This window comes from Pseudomonas sp. GZJR-8 (assembly GCF_002916705.1).
GTDB lineage: Bacteria > Pseudomonadota > Gammaproteobacteria > Pseudomonadales > Pseudomonadaceae > Aquipseudomonas > Aquipseudomonas synxantha_A.
Genome location: NZ_JXSI01000001.1, coordinates 510,929 through 526,691 on the forward strand (window position 1 = coordinate 510,929; position 15,763 = coordinate 526,691).

The window sequence follows — 15,763 nt, forward strand, 5'->3', positions numbered from 1 at the left end:
GACCATGGCTACAGACGGACTTGCGACACTGTGCTATTGCCAATATTGGCCACGTAGGCGGTTCGGCCGTTGGGTGTCACGACGATACCCCGCGGTTTGTTGAAGCCTGTGAGGGTGTCCGTTACGGTTTGTGTGCGGGTGTGGAGGATACTCACGCGATCGCCATCGGTTTCCGTGATGTAGGCGAATTCGAGCATCGTATGAAATGCCACCTGATAGGGGCCTAGCAAACCGTCCAGTATGGTACTGACCTGTGCGGCGGAGGTATTGCCGATATAGACCTCACCACGGTCCTGGTAGGTGATGTAGACACGTGCGTTGAAGCGAGCATGAGCAATGGAGGTAGGTTGACCGGCAACGGTATTGGTTTGGGTCACAACCCTGTTGGTCCCCAGGTGGATGCTGGTCCACCCATCCAAATCCGAGGCAAGGTGTAAACGGGCGTTGCCGGTGCTATCGCTATCTCTCGAGGGTAACGCACTGGGGTGGTGGCGATTCGCTGATGATTGGCGGTATCGATCACCACCACTTCCGATGCGGCGTGGTCGGCGACGTACAAGCGTGCTCCGGTAGAATTCAAGGCCAACCCATTGATGGCAGTAAACCCCCTGATCTGGTCACTGACGGTATCGGTCAAGGTGTCTATCACTGTGATCGGCGTATTGCTGGCCTGGCTGTTATCGCTGGCGTAAAGGCGCGGGGCCGTGGGGTGCATGGACAGCCAAATGGGGGATCCCACATTGGTGATGGTCCTGACGACGCTAAAGTTCGCTGTGTCGATGACAGTAATGCCTTGTGGCAATGTGGAGCTTGCGACATACAGACGCGTTCCATCCCCATTGAGTACAAGGCGATTGGGGGAACCATGGACGGTAATCGTATTGACGATTGCGGCGGGCTCTTCATTCTCGTTTTCGAGCGTTGTTTCGGTTGGGGTCACCACGATTGCGCTCCTCAAAGGGAAGTCGCGCCATGGAACACCTGATAAGGTGAGCTTGGCTAGCTGTGAAGAGTGCCAGTTCAGACAAACGGTCGTGGCCCCTGAGGGGCCACTTCCAGAGTTAAGATTGGCGGTTCCAGTGCCTGAACAACGGCTCTGCCAAAAACAGCACAAACAGCAGACGCATCACCTGCATTGCTGTCACCAACGGCACCGACAATTGCAGGGTCTCTGCCGTCAGGCTCATCTCGGCAATGCCGCCAGGCATCATGCCCAACGTCAGTGAGCGCAGGTCCAGGTGCGTCAGCGCACTCAACCCTACCGCTGCCAACGTGGCGAGCGCCATGGTCAAGGCGGTGCCAATCAAGGTGCGGCCCATGAACGCCGGAGCGCTACGGAAGAACTGCCGATTGAAGTGGCAGCCCAAACCGCTGCCGATCAACCATTGGCCGATCTGGCTGCCGCCGTCGGGTAGGCCGATGTGCAAGTCCCACGTCACACTGGCGATGGCGCTCACCAGCAACGGCCCGAACAGCCAGGGATTGGGTTGGCGCAAACGCTGCCAGCCCCAGGCCACCAGCGCACCTACCGGGAACAGCAGGGCCAGCCAGGCCCAGTCCACAGGCGCCGGGTGAAACTGCGGTGCACCGCCGCCCAGCAAATACTTGAAGATCGCCGGCACACACAACACCACCACCAGCACACGCAGGCTTTGCCCTGCCGCCACCCGGCTGAGTACCGCACCATTGCGGGCGCCCAGGTTGACCATCTCCCCGGAGCCGCCCGGCATACTGGAGAAAAACGCCGTGGCGCGGTCTTCACCGCTGCGGCGCATCAGCCACACACCCACCACGCTCGACAAACTGGTGACCAGCGCCCCGAAGAAGATCAGGCCGAAGTGGCTCATCACCTGTTCGATCACCACGGGCGTGAAGTGCAGGCCGATGCCGATGCCCACCACCCATTGGCCGCATTTGCGCCCGCCGGGAATCTCTGCCAACTGCCACGGCGTGAGGCAGCGCACCAGGATGATCGCCAGCAACGCGCCGACCATATACGGCAAAGGCCAGCCGACGAGGCTGGCCAGGTAACCGCCGGCCAGGCCGACCAGCGGTGTTCCCCACCAATGTTTGAAGGTGACTTCAGACATCGGCTACGGCACGGCGCTGCAAGGAGCGCTTGCGCCAGATACGCAGCAATGGCACGAGCAGCATGATGGCGGTCAGTACCCATACACCGAAGGTGATCGGGCTCGACCACAGGATCTCCAGCGCACCGTTGGAAATCGACAACGCACGGCGCAGGTTCTGCTCCATCAGGCCGCCGAGGATAAAACCGAGCAATACCGGCGACAGCGGGAAATCCAGCTTGCGCAGGATGTAGCCGAAGATGCCGATGCCGACCATCAGGAACAGGTCGAAGGTGGTGGCATGCACCGCATACACACCAATCGCGGTAATGATCGCGATCACCGGCACCAGTGCCCAGTTCGGCACGGCGAGGATACGGGTGAAGATACGGATCATCGGGATGTTGAGGATCACCAGCATGATGTTGGCAATGAACAACGATGCGATCAGGCCCCAGACGATGTCGGGTTGCTGTTGAAACAGCAGCGGGCCTGGGGTGATGTTGTACAGCGACAGGGCGCCGATCATCACCGCAGTGGTGCCCGAACCTGGCACGCCGAGCGTTAGCATCGGCACCAACGCGCCACAGGCGGACGCCCCAATGGCGGTTTCCGGTGCCGCCAGGCCGCGCATATCGCCCTGGCCGAACTTGCCGCTGGCACCGGCCATGCGTTTTTCGGTCATGTAGGCAACGGCCGAAGCCAGTGTTGCACCGGCACCCGGCAACACGCCCATGATGAAACCGAGCAAGCCGCAGCGGATGTTAACCACGAACACCGCACCCGCTTCCTTCAGGTTGAACATCATGCGTCCGGTGGCCTTGACCGCTTCCTGACCACGGTGAGTTTTTTCCAGCAGCAACAGGATCTCGCTGATGGAGAACAGGCCCAGCACCAGCACCACAAACTGGATGCCATCGGTGAGGTGGATGTTATCTCCGGTAAAGCGATACACGCCGCTGTTGGCGTCGATGCCCACTGCCGAGAGGAACAGCCCGATCAGCGCCGCCACGAAGGTCTTCAGCGGCTTGTCACCGGCCATGCCGCCCAGGCACACAATCGCGAACACCATCAGTACGAAATATTCCGCCGGGCCGAAGGCAATCGCCCATTTGGCCAGCAGCGGGGCAAACAGCACCATGCCGCAGGTAGCGATAAACGCACCGATGAACGAACTCCATGCCGACAACGACAGTGCTACGCCAGCCAGGCCTTTGCGGGCCATCGGGTAACCGTCGAGGGTAGTCATCACGGTGGACGCTTCGCCCGGGATGTTGAGCAGGATCGAGCTGATGCGGCCGCCGTATTCGCAACCCAGGTACACCGCTGCGAGCAGGATCAACGCTGACTCCGGCGGCAGGCCCAGGGCGAATGCGATGGGGATCAACAGCGCCACGCCGTTGATCGGGCCCAGGCCCGGCAGCAGGCCCACCACGGTGCCGATCAAAGTGCCGCACAGCGCGGTCACCAGGTTGTACGGGCTCAGCGCGACGCCGAAACCCTGGCCCAAATAGCCAAAAGTATCCATATCAGTTCTCCAGAACGTCGAGCAGGCCGAGGGGCAACGGCACATCCATGGCTTTATCGAACAGCAGGTACAAGCCGATAGCCATCAGGCCGACGATCACCACGCTGGGCATCCAGCGGCCGCCATACAGGCGCGCCATTGGAATGCCGATCAACATGCTGCTGAGAATGAACCCCAGGGATTCGAAGGTGGCGGCGAACACGAGCAACAGCGCGACGCAAAGGCCGATCTTGATCAGGGTTTCGCGGTCCAGCGCCGGTTCTTCTTCGGTGTGCCTGGTCGGTTGCGGGCGAAACAGCATGTAGATCAGCGCCAGGCTCATCAGCCCGAGCATCAGCAGCGGGTAGGCACGTGGGCCGACCGGCTCGTAGGAAAACGCCGCCTGATACGGCCAGGCCATCAGGGCCAGGCCGGCGCAGGCCAGCAACAGCGCTGCAGCGAAAATGCGTTGTAAGAGCATAGAAAACTCCAAGGCCCCTCTTGTAGAAGCGAGCTTGCTCGCGAAAAACTTCAACGATAACGCGTGCTGTCTGGACGCACGTGGATGTCCTTGGGTTCTTCGCGAGCAAGCTCGCTCCTACGGGGGCATTACACAAATGACGGGCGTTTACTGGATCAGGCCGAACTCTTTGGCCAGCACTTTGTAGTCAGCCACCTGTTTCTTCACGTAGGTGTCCAGCTCCTGGCCGGTCATGGCGAACGGGAACAGCTCGCGTTGGTCACGCAGCTTGGCGAAGTCCTCGGATGCCAGCAGTTTGTCGAACGCGTCTTTCCACCAGGCATAGTCGGCATCGCTGACTTTTGGCCCAAGGTAGAAACCGCGCACCACCGGCCAGACGATGTCGTAGCCTTGCTCCTTGGCAGTGGGGATGTCTTTCATTTCCGGCTCGTCCAGGCGTTTCTCGGAGAACACCGCCAACAGGCGCATGTCACCGCTGAGGATGTGCGGCATGGAGTCGGAGATGTCGGTACTACCCACCTGGATATGACCGCCGAGCAGGGCGGTAGCGATTTCACCGCCGCCTTCAAGGGCCACATAACGCAGTTCACGCGGGTTGATCCCGGCAGCCTTGGCGATCAGCGCGGTTTGCATCCAGTCCTGGCTGCCGACGGTGCCGCCGGAACCTATCACTACGCTGCCCGGATCTTTCTTCAAGGCTTTTACGAGATCGTCGAGGGTCTTGTAGGGCGAATCGTTTTTCACTGCGATGGCACCGTAGCTGGTGCCTACCGCCGCCAGCCAGCGCACGGCGCTTTCATCAAAGCGACCGAACTTGCCCTGGGCCAGGTTCAGCAGCGAACCACTGGACCAGGCCACCAAAGTGCCTGCGTCCGCAGGGCGCTGGGCAACCACTGCGTTGTAGGCCACCGCGCCAACGCCGCCGGGCATGTAGGTCACGCGCATCGGCTTGCTCAGCAGCTTCTGGTTGACCAGCGCGCTTTGCGCCAGCTTGCAGGTCAGGTCGAAACCGCCGCCAGGTGAGGCCGGGGCGATGCATTCCGGGCGCTTGGGTTCGTCAGCGGCCAGCAGTTGGCCGGCGAACAGCAGGCAGCCGGCGGCGAGGGCAAATTTACGCACTGAAGGGTTCATGGTTATCTCCATCGTTGTTGTTATAAGGTTTTAGTACCAACGCACATTTACCAAAGGGCAATGCTATAGCTGACCAGCAAACGCATTTCATCCGCATCACGGGCTGAATAGTTGGAGCGATAGGTCGCGTTACGCAGGCGCACGGCCACATCCTTGAACGTGCCGCTTTGCACCACGTACTTGATCTCGCTGTTGCGCTCCCACTCTTTGCCCGTTTGGCCGTTCTTGAGCTTGATGTTGTCGCCCGACAGGTAACGGCTCATGAAACTCAGGCCTGGAATCCCCAGCTTGGCGAAGTCGTAGTCGTAGCGTGCCTGCCAGGAGCGTTCTTCGGCGCCGGCAAAGTCGTTGATCTGTACGAAGTTGACCAGGTACGGGTCGCTGCCATCCACATACGGAAAGGCGCTGTCGCCGGACATGTGCTGGTAGCCGGCGCTGAGCTTATGGCCATTGAGGGCATAGCTGAACAGGCCGTTGAGGGATGTGTTGTCGATATTGCCGCCGCGGGCGCTACCGGTGTCGTCACTGATGGCCATGCGCAGGTCGGCGGCAAACGTGCCGGGGCCCATCGGGCGCGCGGCGACCAGGCCGAGGAAATGCTGGCGGTACACGTCATCGAGTTGGGCGAAGTGATAGCTGCCGGTGATTTTGTCGGCGAACTTGTAGTCCACGCCGCCGAAGTTGAAGTGCTTGCCGGTGGCGCCACTGAGGAAGCGGCTGTTCTTGTTATTGAGCGCAATATCTTCGTAATTGGTGTCGTCGCGGTCCTTGGCCTTATCCAGGCGGCCACCAGTGAACACAAGGTTCTTGAATTCCTTGGACGTCAGCAGGCCACCGTTGAAGGTCTGCGGCAGGATGCGACCGTCGTTGGGCTTGAGGATTGGCAATTCGGGTATCAGCGCGCCGATCTTCAGCTCGGTGGCGGAGATTTTCACTTTGCCGGTCAGGCCCAGCTTGGAGTACTCATTGGCGGCACGGCCGTCGTCGTGGGTCGGCAGCAGGCCGGTGCCGGTGCGGTCGGGGCTGGAGTCGAGCTTGATGCCGAGCATACCCAGCGCATCCACGCCAAAACCGACAGTGCCGTCGGTGTAGCCCGATTGCAGGTTGAGCATGAAACCCTGGGCCCATTCGTCGCGTTTGGATTGCTGCGCACGGGTACCGTCGCGAAAGTCGCGGTTGAAGTACATGTTGCGGGTTTCCAGGGTCGCGGTACTGTCTTCGAAGAAGGCAGCCTGGCTTAGCGGCGAAAAGCCGGCGAGGGCGCAAGCACTGGCGAGAGCGGTGTGGCTCAGACGGCAAGAACGAACAGGCGTGCAAGCCTGGGGCTGTGTCGACAGCATCGTGATGGACTCCGTTATTGTTCTTATTTTTGGCGAAAACGCTTCGAGGCGTTTTTCGGGCGCTACGGGTGAGGCAGCTCGGCGGGCAGAAACCACCGTAGCTGGATGCTAAAGGGCGAAGCTTTCACTAACCTTTCAATTGTCTTTCAATGTTTTCGGGCTTCACAGGGCAGGTTGCGCCTGTAAACTCGCCGGCCAGCGGGCCAATAAAACGCCGCGCCGACCACTCCTCATGAGGTAGAAATCCATGCGTGTCCTCCTGGTTGAAGACCATCTGCAACTTGCCGAAAGTGTTGCGCAAGCGCTCAAGGGCATGGGTCTGACCGTCGACGTGCTGCACGATGGTGTGGCCGCGGACCTGGCCTTGGGCAGCGAGGAATACGCGGCGGCGATCCTCGATGTGGGCCTGCCGCGCATGGATGGTTTCGAGGTGCTGGCGCGCTTGCGGGCCCGAGGGAAAAACCTGCCGGTGCTGATGCTGACGGCACGCAGTGATGTCAAAGACCGCGTGCACGGCCTGAACCTGGGCGCCGACGACTACCTCGCCAAGCCGTTCGAACTGACAGAGCTGGAAGCGCGGGTCAAGGCGCTGCTGCGCCGCAGTGTATTGGGCGGGGAGCGCCAGCAGACGTGCGGGGTGCTGGTATACGACCTGGACACACGACGCTTCACGGTTGGCGGTGAATTGATGACGTTGACCTCCCGCGAACAAGCCGTACTCGAAGCCTTGATCGCCCGACCGGGCCGCGTGATGAGCAAAGAGCAATTGGCCTCTCAGGTTTTCGGCCTGGACGAGGAGGCCAGCCCCGATGCCATCGAAATCTACGTGCACCGCCTGCGCAAGAAGCTCGACGGCCAGCCCATCGCCATCGTGACGTTCCGCGGCCTGGGCTACTTGCTGGAAGCCCGCGATGCATAAGCCCAGCAGTCTGCGCTGGCGCTTGCTGTGGAACCTGGCGCTGTTGCTGGTGCTGTTGATGCTCGCCAGCGGCATGAGCGCCTACTGGAACGGGCGCGAAGCCGCCGACACGGCCTATGACCGCACGCTGTTGGCTTCGGCGCGCACCATTGCCGCAGGCTTGACCCAGGTGGACGGCACCCTCAGCGCCAATGTGCCGTATGTGGCCCTCGACACTTTCGCCTACGACAGTGCCGGGCGCATCTATTATCAGGTCAACGATATCCATCAGAAGCTGATTTCCGGTTACGAAAACCTCCCAGGCCCGCCGCCCGGCACTCCCCGCACCGACGATTACCCGGCCTTGGCGCGCTTCTACAACGCCATGTACCAGGGCCAGCACGTGCGAGTGGTGAGCCTGCTCAAGGCCGTTTCCGAGCCGAACATGAATGGGATGGCCGAGATTCGTGTCGCGGAGACCGACGAAGCACGCGTTGCCATGGCCCGCAGCTTGATGGCCGACACGTTGCTGCGCCTGGGGATGCTGGCCATCGGCGCGTTGCTGCTGGTGTGGTTTGCGGTGAGCGCTGCACTGCGTCCGCTCGAACGCCTGCGTACAGCGGTGGAAGAACGCCAACCCGATGATTTGCGGCCGCTGCCATTGGTGGAAGTTCAGGATGAGTTCGGCCCGCTGGTGCGCTCCCTCAACCATTTCACCGAACGTCTGCGCGGCCAGTTCGAGCGCCAGGCCCAGTTTATTGCCGATGCAGCCCACGAACTGCGTACGCCCTTGGCGGCGCTCAAGGCTCGCCTGGAACTGGGCTTGCGTGCCCAGGAGCCGTCCACCTGGCACAGCACCCTGGAAAGCGCTGCCCAGGGCACCGACCGCCTGACCCATCTGGCTAATCAATTGTTGTCCCTGGCCCGTATCGAAAACGGTGCCCGAGCCATTGCTGAAGGAGGCGCGCAGTTGCTCGACCTCAGCCAGTTGGCGCGCGAACTGGGCATGGCCATGGCGCCGCTGGCTCACGCACGCGGGGTGGCCCTGGCACTGGAGGCGGACGAGCCGGTCTGGTTGCGCGGTGAACCGACGCTGTTGAATGAGCTGCTGAGCAATCTGGTGGACAACGCTATGGCCCATACGCCACCTGGCGGCAATGTGATTTTGCGCGTGACCGCGCCGGCGGTGCTGGAGGTTGAGGATGATGGCCCGGGCATCCCGTTGGATGAGCGGGACCGGGTATTCGAGCGCTTTTATCGCCGTAGCCAGCAGGGCATGGGGTCGGGCTTGGGGCTGGCAATTGTCGGGGAGATCTGCCGTGCGCACCTGGCGCAGATCAGCCTGCATGATGGCGAGTTGGCTGGGTTGAAAGTGCGCGTGAGTTTTATCGCCGGTTGATCAGTAGAACATCGACCGTGCTTCATCCAGTTCGGTGCGCGATTTCTCGCTGTAGAGATCAATTCGCAGCTTTTTCATCGCAGGCACGCTGGTAATGTCGACTTTCGCCAGCGGATGATCGGTGTTGTGATGGCAGTAGAGCACGGCGATCTGCACCAGATCCACATAGTCGAGTGTGGCAGAGTTGCGTTCCAGGTTCAGGTACTGGCCCGGCAGTTTCGCCAGCATTTCGGGGAAGTCCCAGCCACTCAGCAGTTTGTCGCCCAGTAACGGATGAATACTTTCGATGACGTGGTTGAGGCTGACCGGGTCGGAAAGCAGCTCGTAGTGGTCTTCGGCGTAGGTGAGGATCGGCAGCACGCCGATCTGATGCACCAACCCGCCGAGGGCCGCCTGGTCGGCCTTGAGGTGACTATGCCGGCGACACAAGGCATAGCTGACGCCGGCGACTTCCAGGCTACGGCACCACACATCGCGCATTTTCTGTGCGACCACTTCGGAGCGGGCGTGAAAAATCTGCTCCATCACCAGGCCGATGGCCAGGTTGCTGCTGTAGTTGGTGCCCAGCCGCGTGATGGCCGTGTGCAGGTCGGTGACTTCCTGGCTCGCCCGTAACAGCGGGCTGTTGACCACCTTGATCAGGCGCGCCGACAGGGCGGTGTCGCGACTGATCACCTTGCTCAAGTGGCTGATACTGATCTCAGGGTCTTCGGCGGCCTGGCGAATTTTCAGGGCCACCTCCGGCAATGTCGGCAGAACCAGGTCATCGTTGTCGATGGCCGTCACCAACGCCTGTTGGACTTTTTCCGCCAGCTTGTTCATTCATGCTCTCTAGGGTGCTGCAAAAGGTATGGCGATTAACGCTGGATCTCGCGATCACGGTCCAGTTGGTAAGGCAGATCAAGCAGCTGCAGGCCGGGCCCTTCCAGGCTGCCTGTACGCACGTCGCCACTCTCGGCAGCTTCGGCTTGCAGCACAGCGAGAAGTTCAATCGACTGGTCAGCTTTTGCCGCGATCACGACCTCGCCAACCGCGCTGTTATGGTCTGGGGAAAACAACGGCGTGCCGGGCTCGGGTAATTGCGTGGCTTCAAGGCTCAGTCGATACAGGCGCCGCTTGAGTTTGCCCAGGTATTGCATGCGCGCGACGATTTCCTGGCCGGTGTAGCAGCCTTTCTTGAAACTGACGCCGCCCACGGCTTGCAGGTTGAGCATCTGCGGGATGAACAGTTCGCGGGTCTGCGCCATTACCTGGCCGATACCCGCGCGAATCTGGCCAAGTAGCCAGGCATTCAACTCAGCCTGTGGCAATTGTGCGGCCAGTTGGTTGCGCACGGTGTCGGCTTGTTCGGTGGGCACCCAGAGTTCGGCACGGCCAGGGGACACGCGAATAGCGATCAAGGTGTCGGTGCGCACCACGCTGTCGGTTTCGGCGGGTAGCGTCAGGCCAAGGGCGGCCAGGGACGCGTCTGCGTTCGCCAATCCGAAGCGCACCCAAGCGGCGCTTTCGTCGGTAAGTTTGGATTTGGAGAACACCGCGTATTTCTTCAGGTCTGCCAACTGCGGTTCGAGCAGCTCCGTGGCCATGGCCAGGAGTACGCCGTCACCTTGCAGCAGGATGCGGAAGCTGGACTGCATCCGGCCTTTTTGCGTACAGCGCGCGCCCAGGCTGGCCTGGGTATCACTCAGGTAATTGAGGTTGCAGGTCAGCTGGCCTTGCAGGAATTTGGCAGCATCAGAACCGCGGACGGCGAGAACGCCTTCGTGGGACAGGGGGCAGAAGAAAGCAGAGTCAGCCATGGGTCATCGCAGGTTAAAAAGTCATGGGTGCATCATAGAGGGGCGTCCGGCAAATGCATAGTTTCGTCGCGGGCGACCAAAGCCGACTGTTCCGGTGTCGCCGGGCCTGTATACTTGCGCTCTATTTGAGGAGGGCTCCATGGTCGAAGATGTAGAAATCAATCGCCTCTACTGGCACAGCCGTCGTGGCATGCTGGAGCTGGATGTATTGCTGGTGCCTTTCACCAAAGAGGTGTACGCGACGCTCGATCAGGTGGACCGCGACCTCTACGTCAGGTTGCTGACCTGTGAAGATCAGGACATGTTCGGCTGGTTCATGGAGCGTGCTGAATCTGAAGATCCAGAGCTGCAGCGCATGGTTCGGATGATCCTGGATCGTGTCCAGCCCAAGTAATCGTTTTGAATGCCGCTGGCAGACCTCGCGGCGGTTGCTGGCGGCGTATCTGCTTGCCCTGCTGATCGCACTGGGCAGCCTGCTGGTTTTGAACCTGCCTTATTCGAGCCTCGGCATCCTGTTATGCCTGGCACACTGTGCGTGGGTGCTACCGCGCCATGTTCTGCTTACTCACCGTTCGTCGATTCGTGGCCTGCGCCGCGACGAAGATGGCTGGCAGTTATGGAGCTCTGCGCGCGGCTGGCACGCCGTGCAACTTCGCCCCGACAGCCTGGCGTTACCGTTGATCGTGGTGTTGCGTTATCGCGTGCAGGGTGAGCGGCGAGTACGCGCGGTCTGTGTGCCCAAGGACGCGCAGGCCGCCGATGTGCATCGGCGCCTGCGGGTACGCCTGAAGTTCAGCCGCCGTAGGTGGTTGGCACCAGAATAGTGTCGCGGGCTTCGGGCAACATCTGCGGATAATCGAGGGTGTAATGCAGGCCCCGGCTTTCCTTGCGCTCCATGGCTGAGCGGATCATCAACTCGGCCACTTGCGCCAGGTTGCGTAATTCGATCAGGTCGCGGCTGACTTTATAGTTGCTGTAGAACTCGTCGATCTCGTCCAACAGCAAACGTACCCGGTGCTGCGCCCGTTGCAGGCGCTTGTTGGTGCGCACAATGCCCACGTAGTCCCACATGAAACGCCGCAACTCGTCCCAGTTGTGCGCGATGATCACGTCTTCGTCCGAATCGGTGACCTGGCTGGCGTCCCAGCGGGGCAGGGCGGCTGGAACCTTGATGCGCGGCAGTTGTTCAAGGATATCCGCTGCTGCCGAGCGAGCGTACACGAAGCACTCGAGCAGCGAATTGCTGGCCATGCGGTTGGCGCCGTGCAGACCGGTAAAGCTGGTTTCACCGATGGCGTAGAGGCCGGGCACGTCGGTGCGCCCGTGCTGGTCAACCATCACGCCGCCGCAGGTGTAGTGCGCAGCCGGCACTACCGGGATCGGGCCTTTGGTGATATCGATATTGAACGTCAGGCAGCGTTCATAGACGGTCGGGAAGTGGGTCTTGATAAACGCTTCGGGCTTGTGGCTGATGTCCAGATATACGCAATCGATACCCAGACGCTTCATCTCGTGGTCGATGGCGCGGGCGACAATGTCGCGCGGTGCCAGCTCGGCGCGTGGGTCGAAGCGCTGCATGAAGCGCTCGCCATTGGGCAGCTTCAAGTGCGCACCTTCGCCGCGCAGGGCTTCGGTGATCAGGAAGCTCTTGGCTTGCGGGTGGTACAGGCAGGTGGGGTGGAACTGATTGAACTCCAGGTTGGCCACCCGGCAGCCCGATCGCCAGGCCATGGCAATGCCGTCGCCACAAGCACCGTCGGGGTTGCTGGTATAGAGATAGACCTTCGCGGCCCCGCCCGAAGCAAGAATAGTGAAGCGCGCCCCGTAGGTATCGACTTCGCCGCTGGTACGATTGAGTACGTAGGCGCCGAGGCAGCGCTCGCCCGCAAGGCCCAGGCGTTTTTCGGTGATCAGGTCGACGGCGACGCGTTGCTCCAGCAATTGGATGTTGGGCCGTTGGCGAGCCTGGTCGAGCAGGGTCTTGAAAATCGCGGCACCCGTGGCGTCGGCGGCGTGAATGATACGGCGATGGCTGTGGCCGCCTTCGCGTGTCAGGTGGAACTCAAAGCCGCCGTCGTCGCTGCCGGCATGTTCATCACGGGTGAAGGGCACACCTTGGTCGATCAGCCATTGGATGGCTTCCCGGCTGTGCTCGACGGTGAAGCGCACGGCCTCTTCATTGCACAGGCCGCCGCCAGCGTTAAGGGTGTCTTCGACATGCGATTGCACCGTATCGGTGTCGTCCAGTACCGCCGCGACACCGCCCTGGGCCCAGAATGTCGAGCCGTTGGCCAGGTCGCCTTTGCTCAAAACCGCAATGCGCAGGTGGCTGGGTAGGGTCAGGGCAAGGCTCAAGCCGGCTGCGCCGCTGCCGATCACCAGCACATCGTGTTGAAACTGTTGGCTCATTGGAAGGATTCCGCAAAAAGCGATCCGAAGGAGCGGCGCAAACAGGACGCCTGGATCGGCGAATCAAAGGGTCACACGGGCCACTAGTATATAGAGGGGTGGAGCGGCACAATAGCCACGCATTCGTGGCATTGTGAGATTATGCTGCGCAGCTTTGGGAAACAGCCGGTTGGCGGGACGGGAACTTTTTGCATGGGCCCCGACTCAATAGCAGGTTGCCCGAAAGCTGGGAAAACGTTGAGTTTATTGGCCCGTCGGGAGCATTGGACGCGTCACGAAACCGGCGACAAGATTATTCGCGCAGCCGGCCCCGCCCGGGCTGCGTTTTTCGTGTGTGCCAAATCAGTGCATGCCGGAAACTTGCTTGAAGGGGGAGAACTTTTGCGAAAAGCCCGAGTCTATGTTTGCAAGCCTGATCGTTTAGTTATGCAAGCCTCCTTCAAGTACAACGAGGAGTGTTCATGCTAACCCAGGAAGAGGATCAGCAGCTGGTCGAGCGCGTACAACGCGGCGACAAGCGAGCATTTGATCTGCTAGTGCTGAAATACCAGCACAAAATTCTCGGGTTGATCGTGCGGTTTGTGCACGACACCCATGAAGCGCAGGACGTTGCACAGGAAGCCTTTATCAAGGCGTACCGTGCACTTGGAAATTTCCGCGGTGATAGTGCGTTTTATACGTGGCTATATCGCATCGCCATTAACACGGCGAAGAACTATCTGGTGTCTCGCGGCCGCCGCCCACCAGACAGTGATGTCAGTTCAGAAGATGCTGAATTTTACGATGGTGATCACGGCCTCAAAGATCTCGAGTCGCCGGAGCGTGCATTGCTGCGCGACGAGATCGAAGGCACCGTCCATCGAACAATTCAGCAACTGCCAGAAGATTTGCGTACGGCATTAACTTTACGTGAATTCGATGGTCTGAGTTACGAAGACATTGCGAGCGTCATGCAATGTCCGGTGGGGACTGTAAGGTCACGGATTTTCCGGGCCCGGGAAGCCATCGACAAAGCCTTGCAACCATTGTTGCAGGAAAACTAAAGACAGCGGCGACAGCCAAGAGAGGAACCGCCATGAGTCGTGATGCCCTGCAGGAATCGCTGTCCGCAGTGATGGATAACGAAGCGGATGAACTGGAACTTCGTCGAGTGCTTAACGCATTTGATGATGCCGAAACCCGTGATACCTGGTCTCGTTACCAAGTCGCTCGGGCGGTGATGCACAAGGATCTTTTAATCCCTCGTCTGGATATTGCTGCGGCCGTTTCTGCCGCGCTGGCTGATGAAGCCGTTCCGGCCAAAGCTGCTCGTGGCCCGTGGCGTAGCCTGGGTCGACTGGCAGTGGCTGCCTCGGTGACCGTCGCCGTACTGGCTGGTGTTCGCCTGTACAACCAGGACGAAATTGCCGGTGCCGAACTGGCCCAGCAAACTCAGCAGCCCGTCATGGCAGGTCCGCAAGTCAAAGGCCCGGCTGTACTGGCAGGCTACAAGGAAAGCTCTGATACCACAGGTCCGATGGCCAATGGTGTGCTTCAAGGGCAATCCGGCTGGCAAGATCAGCGTCTACCAGGCTACCTGCGTCAGCACGCACAGGAATCGGCCGCTAAAGGCACCGAAAGCGCTCTGCCATACGCTCGCGCAGCCAGTCAGGAAAACCGCTGATCCGTTAGGGAGCTCTATGCGCGCCATACCGCTCCTTGCGCTTTTGCTCAGTAGTTGGATTGCACAGTCCGCCCATGCCGATGAAGCCCAAGACTGGCTGACTCGACTTGGGCGTGCAGAGCAGCAGCAAAGCTTTGAAGGTACGTTTGTTTACGAACGTAATGGCAGTTTTTCTACCCACGCTATCTGGCACCGTGTGCAGGACGGTCATGTCCGTGAGCGGTTGCTGCAACTGGACGGCTCGCCTCAGGAAACTGTACGGTTGGATGGCCGGACGCACTGCGTCAGTGGCGCTCTGAGTGCTGGGTTGGTTACTTCTTCTGATGCACCTTCGCGTGCTCTCGATTCAAAAAAACTCACTCAATTCTATGAACTTGCCGTCATTGGCAAATCCCGCGTGGCCGGTCGTCATGCTGTGATTGTGTCAATCAGCCCGCGAGATCACTACCGCTACGGCTTTGAATTGCACTTGGATCGTGAGACGGCTCTGCCGCTCAAATCCCTGCTGCTCAATGATCAGGGGCAGTTGCTGGAGCGCTTTCAGTATGCGCGCCTGGATACCTCGGTCATTCCTGCCGAGCATGACTTACAGCCTGGCAGCGAATGCAAGCCTGTTGCTGCTTCCACCGACAAAGCCTCTGACATGCCTGCCTCCCAGGCGTGGCATCTGGATTGGCTGCCGCCTGGTTTCCAGCAGGTCAGCAGCACCACGCGCAAAGACAGCCAAACGAAATCGACCGTCGATAGCCTGATGTATGATGATGGGCTCGCACGCTTTTCTGTATTTCTTGAGTCCGCCAAGGGCGCCGACATGAATGAAACCCGCGCTCAAATCGGCCCGACGGTGGCGGTTTCTCGGCGTTTGAATACGGTTGACGGTGAGATGATGGTCACCGTAGTAGGGGAGATCCCCGTCGGCACTGCTGAGCGTATCGCGCTGTCGGTACGCGGTGAAAATACCGCTGTCAGGCCGTGAGATTGTTAATTCTATGTTCATCCTGACCTTTCAATCTGTGCTCAAGTTAGGTTGAGGGCCGATCGTATGAAATTTCTGGATCAGCATTTTC

At 60.1% G+C, this 15,763-nt stretch carries 17 protein-coding genes; 7 read left to right on the plus strand and 10 right to left on the minus strand.

The genetic code is table 11. From position 1 onward, the window contains the following. Window positions 1-8: 8 nt before the first annotated feature. From TK42_RS02300 to TK42_RS02330, 7 genes are all read right to left on the minus strand, one after another. A complete protein-coding gene (locus TK42_RS02300) occupies window positions 9-377 on the minus strand; it encodes a YncE family protein (RefSeq protein WP_103733506.1) in 369 nt (122 codons plus the stop codon). Continuing rightward, the gene (locus TK42_RS02305) at window positions 374-943 is read right to left on the minus strand and encodes a YncE family protein (protein ID WP_103733507.1); all 570 of its coding nucleotides are present in this window, start codon (window positions 941-943) and stop codon (window positions 374-376) included. Before TK42_RS02305 ends, TK42_RS02300 begins: the two co-directional genes overlap by 4 nt. Window positions 944-1,061: 118 nt before the next feature. After that, window positions 1,062-2,090 carry an AbrB family transcriptional regulator gene (locus TK42_RS02310; protein WP_078820536.1) on the minus strand — a complete coding sequence of 343 codons (1,029 nt, stop codon included), beginning with the start codon at window positions 2,088-2,090 and terminating at the stop codon, window positions 1,062-1,064. Then, complete coding sequence (locus TK42_RS02315; RefSeq protein ID WP_032877276.1) at window positions 2,083-3,597, minus strand: tripartite tricarboxylate transporter permease; 1,515 nt, start codon at window positions 3,595-3,597, stop codon at window positions 2,083-2,085. Before TK42_RS02315 ends, TK42_RS02310 begins: the two co-directional genes overlap by 8 nt. Before the next feature lies 1 nt (window position 3,598). Then, a complete protein-coding gene (locus tag TK42_RS02320) occupies window positions 3,599-4,057 on the minus strand; it encodes a tripartite tricarboxylate transporter TctB family protein (protein ID WP_005785979.1) in 459 nt (152 codons plus the stop codon). Window positions 4,058-4,204: 147 nt separating this feature from the next. Next, window positions 4,205-5,188 carry a tripartite tricarboxylate transporter substrate binding protein gene (locus tag TK42_RS02325; RefSeq protein ID WP_103733508.1) on the minus strand — a complete coding sequence of 328 codons (984 nt, stop codon included), beginning with the start codon at window positions 5,186-5,188 and terminating at the stop codon, window positions 4,205-4,207. A gap of 47 nt (window positions 5,189-5,235) precedes the next feature. Continuing rightward, window positions 5,236-6,528: an OprD family porin gene (locus tag TK42_RS02330; RefSeq protein WP_032877274.1), complete on the minus strand. Its 1,293-nt coding sequence runs from the start codon at window positions 6,526-6,528 to the stop codon at window positions 5,236-5,238. A gap of 247 nt (window positions 6,529-6,775) precedes the next feature. Between TK42_RS02330 and TK42_RS02335 the strand changes: the two genes are divergently transcribed. Both TK42_RS02335 and TK42_RS02340 read left to right on the plus strand, forming a co-directional pair. Further along, complete coding sequence (locus tag TK42_RS02335) at window positions 6,776-7,447, plus strand: response regulator (RefSeq protein WP_005785982.1); 672 nt, start codon at window positions 6,776-6,778, stop codon at window positions 7,445-7,447. Next, the gene (locus tag TK42_RS02340; protein WP_078820540.1) at window positions 7,440-8,825 is read left to right on the plus strand and encodes a sensor histidine kinase; all 1,386 of its coding nucleotides are present in this window, start codon (window positions 7,440-7,442) and stop codon (window positions 8,823-8,825) included. Before TK42_RS02335 ends, TK42_RS02340 begins: the two co-directional genes overlap by 8 nt. On the opposite strand, the gene TK42_RS02345 is transcribed toward TK42_RS02340, so the two are convergent. After that, a complete protein-coding gene (locus TK42_RS02345; protein ID WP_032877272.1) occupies window positions 8,826-9,647 on the minus strand; it encodes an HDOD domain-containing protein in 822 nt (273 codons plus the stop codon). It lies immediately after the preceding gene. Window positions 9,648-9,682: 35 nt separating this feature from the next. Further along, window positions 9,683-10,624, minus strand: coding sequence for a folate-binding protein YgfZ (locus TK42_RS02350; protein WP_032877271.1), 942 nt, complete (start codon window positions 10,622-10,624; stop codon window positions 9,683-9,685). A 139-nt stretch (window positions 10,625-10,763) separates the two neighbouring features. Here TK42_RS02350 and TK42_RS02355 point away from each other — a divergent pair, with 139 nt between their 5' ends. Beyond that, a complete protein-coding gene (locus TK42_RS02355; protein ID WP_032877270.1) occupies window positions 10,764-11,018 on the plus strand; it encodes a succinate dehydrogenase assembly factor 2 in 255 nt (84 codons plus the stop codon). After that, window positions 11,002-11,448: a protein YgfX gene (locus TK42_RS02360; RefSeq protein ID WP_032877269.1), complete on the plus strand. Its 447-nt coding sequence runs from the start codon at window positions 11,002-11,004 to the stop codon at window positions 11,446-11,448. The genes TK42_RS02355 and TK42_RS02360 overlap by 17 nt, the downstream gene beginning before the upstream one ends. Here TK42_RS02360 and nadB read toward each other — a convergent pair. Further along, the gene (gene nadB / locus TK42_RS02365; protein ID WP_078820542.1) at window positions 11,417-13,033 is read right to left on the minus strand and encodes an L-aspartate oxidase; all 1,617 of its coding nucleotides are present in this window, start codon (window positions 13,031-13,033) and stop codon (window positions 11,417-11,419) included. The two genes, TK42_RS02360 and nadB, sit on opposite strands and share 32 nt — an antisense overlap. 461 nt (window positions 13,034-13,494) lie before the next feature. On the opposite strand from nadB, the gene rpoE reads away from it, so the two are divergent. Genes rpoE through TK42_RS02380 form a run of 3 tightly spaced genes read left to right on the plus strand, consistent with a single transcriptional unit; the run spans window position 13,495 to window position 15,672 of the window. Then, window positions 13,495-14,076: an RNA polymerase sigma factor RpoE gene (gene rpoE, locus TK42_RS02370; protein ID WP_003172477.1), complete on the plus strand. Its 582-nt coding sequence runs from the start codon at window positions 13,495-13,497 to the stop codon at window positions 14,074-14,076. Between the two features lie 32 nt (window positions 14,077-14,108). Further along, window positions 14,109-14,696, plus strand: a complete 588-nt coding sequence (locus tag TK42_RS02375) for a sigma-E factor negative regulatory protein (protein WP_005786011.1) — start codon at window positions 14,109-14,111, stop codon at window positions 14,694-14,696. Between the two features lie 16 nt (window positions 14,697-14,712). Continuing rightward, window positions 14,713-15,672 carry a MucB/RseB C-terminal domain-containing protein gene (locus TK42_RS02380; protein WP_103733509.1) on the plus strand — a complete coding sequence of 320 codons (960 nt, stop codon included), beginning with the start codon at window positions 14,713-14,715 and terminating at the stop codon, window positions 15,670-15,672. Window positions 15,673-15,763 lie beyond the last annotated feature (91 nt).

Bases quoted from the DNA above. Each gene is read 5' to 3' on its own strand.
- TK42_RS02310 (WP_078820536.1), bottom strand. From the start codon at position 2,090: ATGTCTGAAGTCACCTTCAAACATTGGTGGGGAACACCGCTGGTCGGC.
- TK42_RS02315 (WP_032877276.1), bottom strand. From the start codon at position 3,597: ATGGATACTTTTGGCTATTTGGGCCAGGGTTTCGGCGTCGCGCTGAGC.
- TK42_RS02320 (WP_005785979.1), bottom strand. From the start codon at position 4,057: ATGCTCTTACAACGCATTTTCGCTGCAGCGCTGTTGCTGGCCTGCGCC.
- TK42_RS02325 (WP_103733508.1), bottom strand. From the start codon at position 5,188: ATGAACCCTTCAGTGCGTAAATTTGCCCTCGCCGCCGGCTGCCTGCTG.
- TK42_RS02330 (WP_032877274.1), bottom strand. From the start codon at position 6,528: ATGCTGTCGACACAGCCCCAGGCTTGCACGCCTGTTCGTTCTTGCCGT.
- TK42_RS02335 (WP_005785982.1), top strand. From the start codon at position 6,776: ATGCGTGTCCTCCTGGTTGAAGACCATCTGCAACTTGCCGAAAGTGTT.
- TK42_RS02340 (WP_078820540.1), top strand. From the start codon at position 7,440: ATGCATAAGCCCAGCAGTCTGCGCTGGCGCTTGCTGTGGAACCTGGCG.
- TK42_RS02345 (WP_032877272.1), bottom strand. From the start codon at position 9,647: ATGAACAAGCTGGCGGAAAAAGTCCAACAGGCGTTGGTGACGGCCATC.
- TK42_RS02350 (WP_032877271.1), bottom strand. From the start codon at position 10,624: ATGGCTGACTCTGCTTTCTTCTGCCCCCTGTCCCACGAAGGCGTTCTC.
- TK42_RS02355 (WP_032877270.1), top strand. From the start codon at position 10,764: ATGGTCGAAGATGTAGAAATCAATCGCCTCTACTGGCACAGCCGTCGT.
- nadB (WP_078820542.1), bottom strand. From the start codon at position 13,033: ATGAGCCAACAGTTTCAACACGATGTGCTGGTGATCGGCAGCGGCGCA.
- rpoE (WP_003172477.1), top strand. From the start codon at position 13,495: ATGCTAACCCAGGAAGAGGATCAGCAGCTGGTCGAGCGCGTACAACGC.
- TK42_RS02375 (WP_005786011.1), top strand. From the start codon at position 14,109: ATGAGTCGTGATGCCCTGCAGGAATCGCTGTCCGCAGTGATGGATAAC.
- TK42_RS02380 (WP_103733509.1), top strand. From the start codon at position 14,713: ATGCGCGCCATACCGCTCCTTGCGCTTTTGCTCAGTAGTTGGATTGCA.